General features: G+C 64.5%; 10 protein-coding genes. 3 read left to right on the forward strand and 7 right to left on the reverse strand.

Annotation, left to right across the window (positions count from 1 at the left end; all coding sequences use genetic code 11):
- Positions 1-223 precede the first annotated feature (223 nt).
- From leuS to holA, 3 genes are read left to right on the forward strand one after another with little or no spacing between them, the layout of a single operon-like run.
- Positions 224-2,848, forward strand: coding sequence for a leucine--tRNA ligase (leuS, locus tag QW863_RS09700; protein ID WP_315716808.1), 2,625 nt, complete (start codon positions 224-226; stop codon positions 2,846-2,848).
- Complete coding sequence (lptE, locus tag QW863_RS09705) at positions 2,835-3,386, forward strand: LPS assembly lipoprotein LptE (RefSeq protein WP_315716807.1); 552 nt, start codon at positions 2,835-2,837, stop codon at positions 3,384-3,386. The genes leuS and lptE overlap by 14 nt, the downstream gene beginning before the upstream one ends.
- Positions 3,387-3,404: 18 nt before the next feature.
- Positions 3,405-4,433, forward strand: a complete 1,029-nt coding sequence (gene holA, locus QW863_RS09710) for a DNA polymerase III subunit delta (RefSeq protein WP_315716806.1) — start codon at positions 3,405-3,407, stop codon at positions 4,431-4,433.
- A 413-nt stretch (positions 4,434-4,846) separates the two neighbouring features.
- Here the strand turns inward: holA and QW863_RS09715 are convergent, their stop codons facing one another.
- The 7 genes from QW863_RS09715 to hemJ all read right to left on the reverse strand — a co-directional run bounded on the left by QW863_RS09715 (position 4,847) and on the right by hemJ (position 13,010).
- Positions 4,847-5,740, reverse strand: a complete 894-nt coding sequence (locus tag QW863_RS09715; protein ID WP_315716956.1) for a ParB/RepB/Spo0J family partition protein — start codon at positions 5,738-5,740, stop codon at positions 4,847-4,849.
- Between the two features lie 153 nt (positions 5,741-5,893).
- Positions 5,894-6,745, reverse strand: coding sequence for a ParA family protein (locus QW863_RS09720; protein ID WP_315716805.1), 852 nt, complete (start codon positions 6,743-6,745; stop codon positions 5,894-5,896).
- Between the two features lie 34 nt (positions 6,746-6,779).
- Positions 6,780-7,448, reverse strand: a complete 669-nt coding sequence (gene rsmG, locus QW863_RS09725; RefSeq protein WP_409977904.1) for a 16S rRNA (guanine(527)-N(7))-methyltransferase RsmG — start codon at positions 7,446-7,448, stop codon at positions 6,780-6,782.
- 10 nt (positions 7,449-7,458) lie between these two features.
- Positions 7,459-9,336 carry a tRNA uridine-5-carboxymethylaminomethyl(34) synthesis enzyme MnmG gene (mnmG, locus tag QW863_RS09730; protein WP_315716804.1) on the reverse strand — a complete coding sequence of 626 codons (1,878 nt, stop codon included), beginning with the start codon at positions 9,334-9,336 and terminating at the stop codon, positions 7,459-7,461.
- Between the two features lie 229 nt (positions 9,337-9,565).
- Positions 9,566-10,903 carry a tRNA uridine-5-carboxymethylaminomethyl(34) synthesis GTPase MnmE gene (gene mnmE, locus QW863_RS09735; protein ID WP_315716803.1) on the reverse strand — a complete coding sequence of 446 codons (1,338 nt, stop codon included), beginning with the start codon at positions 10,901-10,903 and terminating at the stop codon, positions 9,566-9,568.
- A gap of 179 nt (positions 10,904-11,082) precedes the next feature.
- Positions 11,083-12,348 (reverse strand): transcription termination factor Rho, encoded by a 1,266-nt coding sequence (gene rho / locus QW863_RS09740; protein ID WP_008965552.1) that lies wholly within the window; start codon positions 12,346-12,348, stop codon positions 11,083-11,085.
- 239 nt (positions 12,349-12,587) lie between these two features.
- Entirely contained in the window at positions 12,588-13,010 is a 423-nt protein-coding gene (hemJ, locus tag QW863_RS09745) for a protoporphyrinogen oxidase HemJ (protein ID WP_315716802.1), read from the reverse strand.
- Positions 13,011-13,154 lie beyond the last annotated feature (144 nt).

The raw sequence follows: 13,154 nt of genomic DNA on the forward strand, positions 1-13,154 counted from the left end.
TGCCTGGATGTATGCACTCAGTCTCCCATTCAAGTCTTAACCGTGCCTCAATCGGACCTTCGACACTGCCGGCAGAGGCTGCAAAAAAACTCACGATTACCGTCGCTTAGCGGATGCCCAAAATGGTATCATCATCTGTCGCCCCATTGACCGGGCTGCCGCTTTTGTGGCCTAGTCCGCCGTCTTCAAACGACGCGAATCCTCGAAAATTACAAGCGATTCCATGACATCCGAACGCTACAACGCCCGTGAAGCCGAGCCGCGCTGGCAGCGCCAGTGGGACGAAAAGGCGATCTTCGCCACCAGGAACGACGATCCGCGTCCGAAATACTACGTACTCGAGATGTTTCCCTATCCGTCGGGACGCATCCATATCGGCCATGTCCGTAATTATACGCTGGGCGATGTGCTGGCGCGCTTCATGCGTGCCAAGGGCTTCAACGTGCTGCATCCGATGGGTTGGGACGCGTTCGGCCTGCCGGCGGAGAACGCAGCGATCGAGCGCAAGGTCGCGCCGAAGGCGTGGACCTACGACAATATCGCGGCGATGAAGAAGCAGCTGCGCTCGATCGGCCTGTCGCTCGACTGGGCGCGCGAGTTCGCGACCTGCGATCCATCCTACTACAAGCACCAGCAGAAGATGTTCCTCGACTTCATGCAAGAAGGGCTGGTCGAGCGCGAGAAGCGCAAGGTGAACTGGGATCCGGTCGACATGACCGTGCTCGCCAACGAGCAGGTCATCGACGGTCGCGGCTGGCGCTCCGGTGCGGTGGTCGAACAGCGTGAGATGAACCAATGGGTGTTCAAGATCACGAAGTACTCGCAGGAGCTGCTGGACGCGCTCGATGGTCTCGACCGCTGGCCCGACAAGGTGCGGCTGATGCAGCGCAACTGGATCGGCCGCTCCGAAGGCCTGCTGATCCGCTTCGCGCTGGATCCCAAGACGACGCCGGCGGGCGAGACCGAATTGAAGATCTTCACGACGCGGCCGGACACGCTGTTCGGCGCCAAGTTCATGGCGATCTCGGCGGACCATCCGCTGGCGCAAGCCGCGGCCGCCAAGAACCCGGAGCTCGCCGCGTTCATCGCCGAGATCAAGCGGATCGGCACCGCGCAGGAGGCGATCGACACCGCGGAGAAGCAGGGCTTCGACACCGGCATCCGCGCCGTGCATCCGTTCGATCCGAGCTGGACCTTGCCGGTCTATGTCGCGAACTTCGTGCTGATGGAGTACGGCACCGGCGCCATCTTCGGCTGCCCGGCGCATGACCAGCGCGACCTCGACTTCGTCAACAAATACAATCTCGGCAACACGCCGGTGGTCTGCCCCGAGGGTCAAGACCCGGCGAGCTTCGTCATCACCGACACCGCGTTCGACGGCGACGGCCGCCTGATCAATTCGCGCTTCCTCGACGGCATGACGATCGCGCAGGCCAAGGACGAGGTCGCCAGGCGGCTGGAGACCGAGCAGCGCGCTGGCGCCGCCGTCGGCGAGCGCCAGGTCAATTTCCGGCTGCGCGATTGGGGCATCTCGCGCCAGCGCTATTGGGGCTGCCCGATCCCGGTGATCCACTGCCCGACCTGCGATGTCGTGCCGGTGCCGGCCAAGGACCTGCCCGTGGTGTTGCCGGACGACGTCACCTTCGACAAGCCGGGCAATGCGCTCGACCACCATCCGACCTGGAAGCACGTCACCTGCCCCGCATGCGGGGGCAAGGCGCAGCGTGAGACCGACACCATGGACACCTTCGTGGATTCGTCCTGGTACTTCGCGCGCTTCACCGATCCATGGAACGAGACCGCGCCGACGACGCCGGCCGTGGCCAACCGGATGATGCCGGTCGATCAGTATATCGGCGGCGTCGAGCACGCGATTCTGCATCTGCTCTACAGCCGGTTCTTCACCCGCGCGATGAAAGCCACCGGCCACGTCGCGATGGACGAGCCGTTCGCCGGCATGTTCACACAGGGCATGGTGGTCCACGAGACCTATCAGAAAGCCGACGGCACCTACGTCAACCCGGCGGAGGTCAAGATCGAGATCGGCGGCAACGGCCGCCGCGCCGTGCTGGCCGCCACCGGCGAGGACATCACGATCGGCCCGATCGAGAAGATGTCGAAGTCAAAGAAGAACACCGTCGACCCCGACGACATCATCGAGAGCTACGGCGCCGACGTCGCGCGCTGGTTCATGCTGTCGGACTCGCCGCCGGACCGCGACGTGATCTGGAGCGACGAGAGGGTGCAGGGCGCGGCGCGCTTCGTCCAGCGGCTGTGGCGGCTGGTCAACGAATCGGTCGCGGCAGCGGCCGAGGCCCCCTCCTCCCGCCCGGCCGCGTTCGGCCCCGACGCGCTGGCGCTGCGCAAGGCTGCCCACGGCGCCCTGGACAAGGTGACCGGTGGCATCGAGCGGTTGCACTTCAACGTCTGCCTGGCGCATATCCGCGAGTTCGCCAATGCGCTGGCCGACGTCCTGGCGCGGCCGGCCAAGCCGGCGGCCGACCTGGCCTGGGCGATTCGCGAGGCCGCCGGGATCCTGGTGCAGCTGTTCTCGCCGATGATGCCGCATCTGGCCGAAGAATGCTGGCAGGTGCTGGGCCAGACCGGGCTGATCTCGGAGGCCTCCTGGCCGCAAATCGAACGAGATTTGCTGGTTGAGGACAGCATGACCCTGGTCGTCCAGGTCAACGGCAAGAAGCGCGGAGAAGTCACAGTCGCCAGCAACGCGCAGAATCCGGAAATTGAGGCTGCCGTTTTGGCCCTCGATGCAGTAAAACTGGCGCTGGATGGCAGACCCGTCCGCAAGGTGATCATTGTTCCCAAGAGGATCGTGAATGTCGTCGGCTAGGTTTCGGATCGCTGCTCGGCTTGTTGCCGTGGCCGCTTTGGCCGCGCTGACGGCAGGCTGCTTCCAGCCGATGTATGCAGAGCATACCGACGGCACGCCCGGCCTGCGCGAAAAGCTGATGGGCATCGAGCTGCCGCCGGTCGACAAGCCGAACGCCTCGCCCGAGGCGCGCATCGGCGTCGGCATCCGCAACGCGCTCGCCTTCAAGCTGTACGGCACCGCAACCGGCACGGCGCCGACCCACAAGCTGGTCCTGCGATTGCAGACCAGCCGGTCCTCGCTGATCGTCTCGCAGACCACCGGCCTGCCGACCACCGAGAATGTCGGCCTCGACGTGCAGTACAATCTGGTCGAGCTGGCGACCAACAAATCGGTCATGACCGGAACGACCTTCGCACGCACCTCCTATGACATCCCCGGCTCGTACCAGCGCTTCGCCCGGCAGCGGGCCTTCCGTGACGCCGAGGATCGCGCCTCCGAGGAGGTCGCCGAAAAGATCAAAACGCGGCTCGCGGCCTATTTCACCGCGGGCACCTGACGCACGGCTGACATCGCCGTGGTCGCGCTGCGCGGACGAGACATCGATGCCTTCCTGGCCAAACCGGACGCCGCTCGTCCGCTGATCCTGTTGTACGGTCCGGATACTGGCCTGGTTCGCGAGCGCGCCGAGGCCCTCATCGCTTCGGCCGTCGACAACCCCGATGATCCCTTCTCCGTGGTCAGGCTCGACGGTGACGAGCTCTCCGCGGAGCCGTCGCGCCTCGTCGACGAAGCCATGACCGTGCCGCTGTTCGGCGGCCGCCGGGCCATCCGGGTGCGCGCCGGCTCGCGCAATTTCGCCAGCGGCGTCGAGACGCTCAGCGAGATGAACGTGCGGGACTGCCGCGTCGTGATCGAGGCCGGCGACATCCGCCCCGATTCGCCACTGCGCAAGATTTGCGAGAAGGCCAGAACGGCGGTGGCGATCGGCTGCTACCCGGACACCGAGCGCGATCTCGCCAAGCTGATCGACGACGAATTGCGCTTGGCCTCGCTGCGCATCTCTCCGGAGGCCCGCGCCTATCTGATGGCGCTGCTCGGCGGCGACCGCCAGGCCTCCCGCAACGAGCTGCGCAAGCTGACCCTGTTCGCCCACGGCGAAGGCGAGGTGACGCTCGACCATGTGATGGCCGTGGTCGCCGACGCCTCGGAGATGAAGCTCGATCCGATCGTCGACGGCGCCTTCGGCGGCAAGCCGGAAATGGTCGAGACCGAGTTCGGCAAGGCGATGATCGCGGGCACCTATCCCGGCGTCATCATCTCCGCCGCGCAGCGACATGCCGCATGGCTGCACAAATCGGCGCTCGCCGTCGCTTCCGGCACGCCAGTCTCGTCCATCCTCGAAGGCGGCTTCCCCCGGCTGCACTTCTCGCGCAAGCCGAGCGCCGAGACGGCGCTGCGCAATTTCTCCCCTGCCCGCCTGCTGCCGATCATCGACCAGCTGGCGACAGCCGCGCTCGACATGCGCAAGCAGCCGGGATTGGCGGCAGCGATCGCGCAGCGGACGCTGCTGTCGATCGCGGTCGCGGCACGGCGCAAGGGGTGATGGTCGGTGCGCCGGCTCCCTGAATACGGCGTCGAGAACTCCAGCCCGAGCGGACCCGAGATCGCTCTCCAACCTCAGCCGTCATTCCGGGGCGCCCGAAGGGCGAGCCCGGAATCCATCGGGCTACAGGATCTGCTGAGAGATGGATTCCGGGTTCGTGCTTCGCACGCCCCGGAATGACGGAGGAGAGAGTCGTGTGCTCGCTTTGGCAATCGCGACGAAAAACACAGCCGTAGCTCTTCCAAATTATTAGCTCGTCATGCCCGGGCTTGACCCGGGCATCCATCCGCTTCGTCCAAAAAAATGGATGGCCGGGTCAAGCCCGGCCGTGACGTAGGTGAGAGCGGAGCAACGAACTCATGGAGGCCCGAGGCACAGCCGCGGCGGCGCAATGAGCGCCACGACCTAACAACCTAGCCCTGCTCCAGCCGGCGCATCACCTCGTCGAGCTGCTCGAGGCTGCGGTAGGTGATCTGCACCGTGCCGCCGGGGTCGCGGTGGCTGATCGACACCGAAAGACCGAGCGCATCGCCGACGCGCTTCTCCAGCGCGATGGTGTCGGCGTCCTTCTTCTCCGCCGGCGCGCTGCCGCTGCTGCGCGGCTTCTGCGGCTTGCGTTCCGGCACGCCCTCCTCATGCGCGAGCGCCTCGGTCTGCCGGACGTTCAGCCCTTCCGCGATGATCTTCTTCGCCGCCGACATCGGATCCGGCAGGTTGATCAGCGCCCGCGCATGGCCGGCCGAGATCTGCCCGGTCGCGATGAAGCCCTGCACCTCGGCCGGCAGCTTGGTCAGCCGCATCATGTTGGCGACGTGGCTGCGGCTCTTGCCGACGATCTTGGCGATGTCTTCCTGGTTGCGTTTGAACTCGTTGGCGAGCGCGTGATAGCCCTGCGCCTCCTCCATCGGATTGAGATCCTCGCGCTGCACGTTCTCGATGATCGCGAGCTCCAGCGCATCGCTGTCGCTGACATCGACCGGAACGATCGGCACCTCGTGCAGACCGGCGGCCTGCGAGGCGCGCCAGCGCCGCTCGCCGGCGATGATCTCGTAGCGGTCGTGCTGGCCCTTCACCGGACGCACCACGATCGGCTGGATCACGCCATGCTGCTTGATCGAGGCCGAGAGCTCGGCGAGCTCGCCGTCGGAAAATGTCTTACGCGGGTTGCGCGGGTTCGGCTTGAGGAATTCGATCGGCACCTTGCGCTGATTGCGCGGCCGCTCCGGCGGAGCGCCCGCCTCGCGGCCGACGTCACCGATCAGACTCGCGAGACCCCGGCCCAATCGCGATCGCGACTCGTCGGCCATCGCCTTCTCCTTTGGATTCACGTCACGCTCCGCTTGCGTCTGCTGCCGATCGGTCCCGTCGGCACAATGAACGAGGGAGCGGATTCATTTCGGAATCCGCTGCCGTCCTCGAATGAGATCCGGGCGACGAGGTCCCCCGGAGCAGAGGCAAAATCAGTTCGTGCGCAGGTCACGCTCGCGCTGAATGACTTCGGTCGCGAGCTTGAGATAGGCCTCGCTGCCGACGCACTTCAAGTCGTAGACCAGCACCGGCTTGCCGTAGGACGGCGCTTCCGAGATGCGCACGTTGCGCGGGATCATCGTGTTATAGACCTTCGATCCCATGAACTGGCGAACGTCGGCGACCACCTGGTTCGACAGGTTGTTGCGCGAGTCGAACATCGTCAGCACGATGCCGTGGATCGAGAGGTTCGGGTTCAAGGTCGAGCGCACCTGCTCCACGGTCTGCAACAGCTGCGACAGACCTTCGAGCGCGAAGAACTCGCACTGCAGCGGCACCAGGATCGCATCCGACGCCGCCATCGCATTGACCGTCAGCAGGTTCAGCGACGGCGGACAGTCGACCAGCACGTAGGTGTAGTCGTTCTCCGGCGAGACGTTGTTGTTGAGACCGGCGATCGCATCGCGCAGACGGAAGGCGCGGTTGGCGGTGGAGCCGAGCTCGAGCTCGAGCCCCGACAGGTCCATCGTCGAGGAGGCGATGTGCAGCCGCGGCACGGCCGTCGCAACGACGGCGTCGCGCAGCGAGGCCTCGCCGATCAGCACGTCATAGGTCGAGCAGTTGCGGCTGCCACGGTCGATGCCGAGGCCGGTCGAGGCGTTGCCCTGCGGATCGAGATCGACGATCAGCACCCGCTCGCCGATCGCGGCCAGCGCCGTGCCGAGGTTGATCGCGGTCGTGGTCTTGCCGACCCCGCCCTTCTGATTGGCGAGCGCCAGGATGCGCGGATGCCCCTCCGGGTGCGGAGCCCTATCTTCTTGATAAATCTGATCAATTACGGCCATGCGCGATCGCCATTGGTTGTCGTCTTGACGGAATTCAGCTCTGTCGCTCGATGCAATCGATTGCGACGATCCAGCCCTGCCCGCCCGTCCGGCTGGAGTGAAGTTTCGACTCAATTTTCCAATACTTAGTAGATTCGGTCAATTCCGCTTCTACATCTTGACCCTTGAGAAACAGCGCTCTCGCGCCTTTTTTCACCAGGGGCTCCGCAAAGCCGATGAGTTGATGTAGCGGAGCGAGCGCGCGTGCGGTCACGCAATCGACTCGCCCGCTCCACTTCTCCACGATATCCCCGATCTCTGACAAATGCACGATTCCCGGAGCGCCGGTGACGCGAATTGCTTCGCGCAGGAAGGCGGCCTTCTTGGCGTTGCGCTCGACCAGATGGACCTGGGCACCATCCCGCTCGGCCAGGGCGCAGGCGAGGACGACGCCCGGGAAGCCGCCGCCGCTGCCGAGATCAATCCAGATCCGGGCGTCGGGCGCGAGGTCCAGGAGCTGAAGCGAGTCGGCGATGTGGCGCGTCCAGAGATGCGGCAAGGTCGACGGCGCGATCAAATTGGTCTTCGCCTGCCACTCCAGCAGCAGTGCGACGTAGCGATCGAGACGCTGCTCCGTTTCACGTGAAACGGGAGTCAGCGCGAGCGCTGCCGCCTTGTCCGATTCGATCATCTTGGATGCCACCGCTGGCGATGCCTGTTTCACGTGAAACGCCTCAACCCGTGGCCTTGCTTCGACGCGCTTCGCGGCGGAGATAAGCCGCAAGGATCCCGAGCGCCGCCGGCGTCATGCCATCGATCCGGCCGGCCTGCCCGATCGTCCACGGCCTGGCCGCCGTCAGCTTCGCTCGCGCCTCATTGGAGAGACCTGGGACGAGCGCATAGTCGACGTCACCGAGCACCAGGCTTTCGTCGCGCCGGAAGGCGTCGACGTCCTGGCTCTGCCGGCGGACATAGACATCATATTTGGCATCGATCTCAAGATGGATGACGATGGCGGGATCGATCGCGCCGAACTCCGGCCAGATCGCCCTCACCTCGGAAAAACCGATCTCCGGATAGGCCATCAGTTCGAAGGCCGAGCGGCGCTGGCCATCCTTGTTGAGCGTGAAGCCATGCTTCGCCGCCTCGTTGGGCGTGATCGTCAGCGACCTCGCCATCGCGCGGGCAGCCTCCAACGCGCCCATCTTGCTTCGATGGAAACGCGCACGATCAATGCCGACACAGCCGAGCGCGATGCCCTTGTCGGTCAGCCGCTGGTCCGCGTTGTCCGCCCGCAGCGTCAGCCGATACTCGGCGCGCGAGGTGAACATCCGATACGGCTCGGTGATCCCCCGCGTGACGAGGTCGTCGATCATCACCCCCAGATAGCCATCGGCGCGATCGAATACGACCGGCCCGCCGCCGCCCGCGGCCAGCGCGGCATTGAGGCCCGCGACCAGACCTTGAGCTGCGGCCTCCTCATACCCGGTCGTGCCGTTGATCTGGCCAGCGAGGAACAGACCCTTCATCCGCTTGGTCTGCAGGGTCGGCTCGAGCTCACGCGGATCGACGTGGTCGTACTCGATGGCATAGCCCGGCCGGATCATCCGGACCCGTTCGAGACCCGGGATGGTCGGCAGCAGCGCGAGCTGGACCTCCTCCGGCAGCGAGGTCGAGATGCCGTTCGGGTAGACCGTCGTATCGTCGAGCCCTTCGGGCTCCAGGAAGATCTGGTGACCGTCGCGGTCACCGAAGCGGACAATCTTGTCCTCGACCGAGGGACAGTAACGCGGCCCGGTCGACTTGATCTGCCCGGAGTACATCGGCGAGCGATGGACGTTGGCGCGGATCACCTCGTGGGTTGCGGTCGTCGTCCGGGTGATGCCGCATTGGATCTGCGGGGTGGTGATCCTGTCGGTCAGGACGGAGAACGGCTCCGGCGGATCGTCGCCGGGCTGCATCTCGACCGCGCTCCAGTCGATCGTCGATCCATCCAGGCGCGGCGGCGTGCCGGTCTTGAGGCGGCCGAGCCGAAATCCGATGGCTTCGAGAGACTGGGACAGCCCCAGCGCCGGCGCCTCGCCGACCCGGCCGGCCGGCCAGGTCCTCTCACCCAGGTGGATCAGACCACGCAGGAACGTGCCGGTCGTGATGACGACAGCGCCACAGATGAAGGTCCGGCCGTCAGCCAACCGCACCCCTGCCACCCGTCCGCCGGTAGCGATCAGTTCGTCCGCCTCGCCTTCAATGACGGTGAGGTTTGGGGTCTCCCGGATCGCCGACTGCATCGCCGCGGCGTAGAGCTTGCGGTCGGCCTGGGCGCGTGGACCTCGAACGGCCGGTCCTTTCCGGCGATTCAGAACGCGAAACTGGATGCCGCCGGCGTCGGCGACGCGACCCATCAAGCCGTCGAGAGCGTCGACCTCGCGAACCAGATGTCCTTTTCCCAGTCCTCCGATGGCCGGATTGCAGGACATGGCCCCGATCGTCGCGAACTGATGGGTGATCAGCGCGGTTAGGGCGCCCATGCGCGCCGCGCCCGCCGCGGCTTCACAGCCGGCGTGGCCGCCACCGATGACGACGACGTCGTAGGATGTCAGATGCTGGATCATGGGGCTTATCTAACGCCTGCAGACAATGCTCGGAAGACGTTTCACGTGAAACATTCGCCGACGTCGAATCCTCGTTGTTTCACGTGAAACACGACCAGCGGTCCCATCGTGTTTCACGTGAAACATCCCTGACGGCGTCCGCACATCCTGTTTCACGTGAAACAATTGACGATCGATTAACCAAGCAACGCTTCATTAAGTATATTCGACCCGGTTCGTGGGGCCGCGGCTACTTGCCGATGCAGAACTCGCGAAAGATCACGTCGAGCAGGTCTTCGACATCCACTCGTCCCAAAAGACGCCCGAGCGCAAGCGCGGCAATCCGCAGCTCCTCCGCAGCAAGCTCCTCGCCCAGGTCGATCGCCGAGATGCTACGCTGAAGCGCAGCGGCGGTGTCGGCGAGCAGAGTCCGCTGCCGCTGCCGTGTGATCAGGCCGCTCTCAGTTGATCCAAAATAGTCCCGGGCAAAGCCAACCAGCGCATCCAGCAGCTCGACCAGCCCTGCCCCGCTTCGCGCGGAGATCTGAAAGACCGGGTTATCTCCCCTGGACGATGGACGACTCCCCTCCCGACCTCTGCTCAGATCGATCTTGTTACGAACGAGCCAGACGGGAGCCTCGCTTTGGCGCTCAACCTCGGCCTGCTCATCCTCCGACAGCCACAGCACCAGATCCGCCTGCGCCGCTCGGTCTCGCGCGCGCCGAACACCCTCCTGCTCGACCGGATCGTCCGTCTCGCGAATGCCCGCGGTGTCGATCACCGTCACTGGATAGCCGTCGAGATCGAGCTGGACCTCGATGAGATCGCGCGTGGTGCCGGCCTGCGGAGAGACGATCGCGACCTCGCGACGCGCAAGCTGGTTCATCAGGGTCGACTTGCCCGCGTTCGGCAGTCCGGCAATGACGACCGTCAGGCCGTCGCGCAGACGTTCGGCCCGGCCCTGGGCCGACAGCACCGACTCGATCTCGGTCAACAGCTGGCCGATCCGGGCGAGCGCCGGCGCCATCAGCTCGATTGGCACGTCGCCTTCATCGGCAAAATCGATCCCGGCCTCGATCAGCGCCGCCGCCTCGATGATCTGCTCACGCCAGCTCCGCGCCTTGTCGCCCAACAGACCCTTCAGCTGCCGCAACGCCTGGCGCCGCTGGCGGTCCGTGTCGGCGTGGATGAGGTCGTCGAGACCTTCGGCCTCGGTCAGATCGATCTTGCCATTCTCGAACGCGCGCCGCGTGAACTCGCCCGGCTCAGCAGGGCGCATCTGCGGCATCGTCGACAGCACCGAGAACATTGTCGCCACGACGGCTCGACTGCCGTGCACATGCAGCTCGGCAACATCTTCGCCGGTGGCGCTTGCGGGTCCGGGAAACCACAGCACGACGGCATCGTCGATCGGCTCGCCATTACCATCCCGCAGCAAGGCGCGCGTCGCCATCCTCGGCAGCGGCAGTTTCCCCGCAAGCATCTGAAGGGCGATGCCGGCGTGAGGCCCGGAGAGCCTGACGATCGCAATCGCACTCGGCAGGCGTCCGGAGGACAGCGCGAAGATGGTCTGGTCGTGTGGATGCATGATCCTCAGTTGGGCTCACCGGCAGCGAAAGACAATCGGTTTGCAGCGGCATGCTTTACGCCGGCGAACCATGGCGGGCGGATAAGCATCGAGGTCTTCACGCCGAGCGCAGCGACAAACACGTCAAACAAAAAGGGCGCTCCGGAGAGCGCCCTTTACAGATTGAAGCAGTGCCTCGATCAGGTGTTCATCGACTCGAAGAACTCGGCATTGCTCTTGGTGCTGCGGAGCTTGTCGAGCAGGAAGTCGATCGCGTCCATGGTGCCCATCGGATTGAGGATGCGGCGGAGCACGTACATCTTCTTGAGGTTCTGCGGCTCGGTGATGAGCTCTTCCTTGCGGGTGCCGGAGCGGGCGATGTCGATCGCCGGGAAGGTCCGCTTGTCCGCGACCTTGCGGTCGAGGATGAGCTCGGAGTTGCCGGTGCCCTTGAACTCCTCGAAGATGACCTCGTCCATGCGGCTGCCGGTGTCGACCAGCGCGGTCGCGATGATCGTGAGCGAGCCGCCTTCCTCAATGTTGCGGGCAGCGCCGAAGAAGCGCTTGGGACGCTGCAGCGCGTTCGCGTCGACACCGCCGGTCAGCACCTTGCCGGAGGACGGCACGACGGTGTTGTAGGCGCGGCCAAGGCGGGTGATCGAGTCCAGGAGAATGACGACGTCGCGGCCGTGCTCGACGAGACGCTTGGCCTTCTCGATCACCATCTCCGCGACCTGGACGTGACGGGCGGCCGGCTCGTCGAAGGTCGAGGACACGACCTCGCCCTTCACCGAGCGCTGCATGTCCGTGACTTCCTCGGGGCGCTCGTCGATCAGCAGCACGATCAGATAGCACTCGGGATGATTGGCGGTGATCGAGTGCGCGATGTTCTGCATCAGCACCGTCTTGCCGGTGCGCGGCGGCGCGACGATCAGCGCACGCTGGCCCTTGCCGATCGGCGCGACGATGTCGATGACGCGTGGCGACAGATCCTTGCGGGTCGGATCCTCCAGCTCGAGCCGGAAGCGCTCGTCCGGAAACAGCGGCGTGAGATTGTCGAAATTGACCTTGTGCTTGGACTTCTCGGGATCCTCGAAGTTCAGCGTGTTGACCTTGAGCAGCGCGAAATAGCGTTCGCCTTCTTTCGGGCTGCGGATATGCCCTTCGATCGTGTCACCGGTGCGCAGGCCGAAGCGTCGGATCTGCGACGGCGAGACATAGATGTCGTCGGGACCGGGCAGGTAGTTCGCATCCGGCGAGCGCAGGAAGCCGAAGCCGTCGGAGAGCACCTCGACGACGCCCTCACCGATGATGTCGGTTTCCTGGATCGCGAGCTGCTTGAGGATGGCGAACATCAGCTCCTGCTTGCGCATCGTGCTGGCGTTCTCGACCCCGTTTTCCTCCGCGAAGGAGACGAGCTCGGCCGGCGTCTTTGACTTGAGGTCCTGTAGTTTGATTTCCCGCATTGGGGTGGTCCTGTGGAAGCGACTTGGGAGGGATGCGAGGTGGCTGTGGGAAGGCGGACGAAATGAGGTCCGCAGGTCTGAGCAAGGTTGGCGCCGATGAGGCACCAGACCTGATGCGGCGGCCGGTCAAGCCGGAACGCAACCACATCCGCCTGCGTGGGGTGGGATATCCATAATATAGAAAATCGCGCCGTCGTCTGCAAGGCATCTGCAGCGGAGCGGTATTCCGTGGGAAGCGGTCAGAACGGCTTGACGATGACGAGAATCACGATGCCGATCATCAGCACCGTTGGTACCTCATTGATATACCGGTAGAATTTCTGGCTGCGGGTGTTCTTGTCGGCGCCGAATTCTCTGACCCAGCGGGTGAACAGTCCGTGGACCCCGGACATGATCAGCACCAGCAGAAATTTTGCATGAAACCAACCGCTGGTATACCAGTGGCCGGCCCAGGCCAGATAGAGTCCGGCAAGCCACGTCACGGTGATCGCCGGATTGATGATCGCCTTGAGCAGGCGCCGTTCCATGACCTTGAACGTCTCGGATTGCTTCGAGCCGATCTCGGCGTCGCAATGATAGACGAACAGCCGCGGCAGATACAGCATGCCGGCCATCCACGCGATGACAGCGATGACGTGAAGGGCCTTGATCCACTCATACATCGGAAACGCGTGATCCTCTCGGCTGGCGATCAGCTTGCGTGTCGAGACATATCCGCTCGCTCAGTCCCCTCCAAACCAAATAATTTTAGAATCTTAAGGTTTGAGTCTAGGTAGCGGTGGATTGGACTCATGCAATGTCATCCG

This window comes from Bradyrhizobium sp. SZCCHNR1017 (assembly GCF_032381375.1).
Classification (GTDB): Bacteria; Pseudomonadota; Alphaproteobacteria; order Rhizobiales; family Xanthobacteraceae; genus Bradyrhizobium.

What these genes read in the sequence shown, in the direction of transcription:
- leuS (WP_315716808.1), top strand. Translation starts at nt 224, where the DNA reads ATGACATCCGAACGCTACAACGCCCGTGAAGCCGAGCCGCGCTGGCAG.
- lptE (WP_315716807.1), top strand. Translation starts at nt 2,835, where the DNA reads ATGTCGTCGGCTAGGTTTCGGATCGCTGCTCGGCTTGTTGCCGTGGCC.
- QW863_RS09715 (WP_315716956.1), bottom strand. Translation starts at nt 5,740, where the DNA reads ATGGCCGACGAGTCGCGATCGCGATTGGGCCGGGGTCTCGCGAGTCTG.
- QW863_RS09720 (WP_315716805.1), bottom strand. Translation starts at nt 6,745, where the DNA reads ATGGCCGTAATTGATCAGATTTATCAAGAAGATAGGGCTCCGCACCCG.
- mnmG (WP_315716804.1), bottom strand. Translation starts at nt 9,336, where the DNA reads ATGATCCAGCATCTGACATCCTACGACGTCGTCGTCATCGGTGGCGGC.
- mnmE (WP_315716803.1), bottom strand. Translation starts at nt 10,903, where the DNA reads ATGCATCCACACGACCAGACCATCTTCGCGCTGTCCTCCGGACGCCTG.
- rho (WP_008965552.1), bottom strand. Translation starts at nt 12,348, where the DNA reads ATGCGGGAAATCAAACTACAGGACCTCAAGTCAAAGACGCCGGCCGAG.
- hemJ (WP_315716802.1), bottom strand. Translation starts at nt 13,010, where the DNA reads ATGTATGAGTGGATCAAGGCCCTTCACGTCATCGCTGTCATCGCGTGG.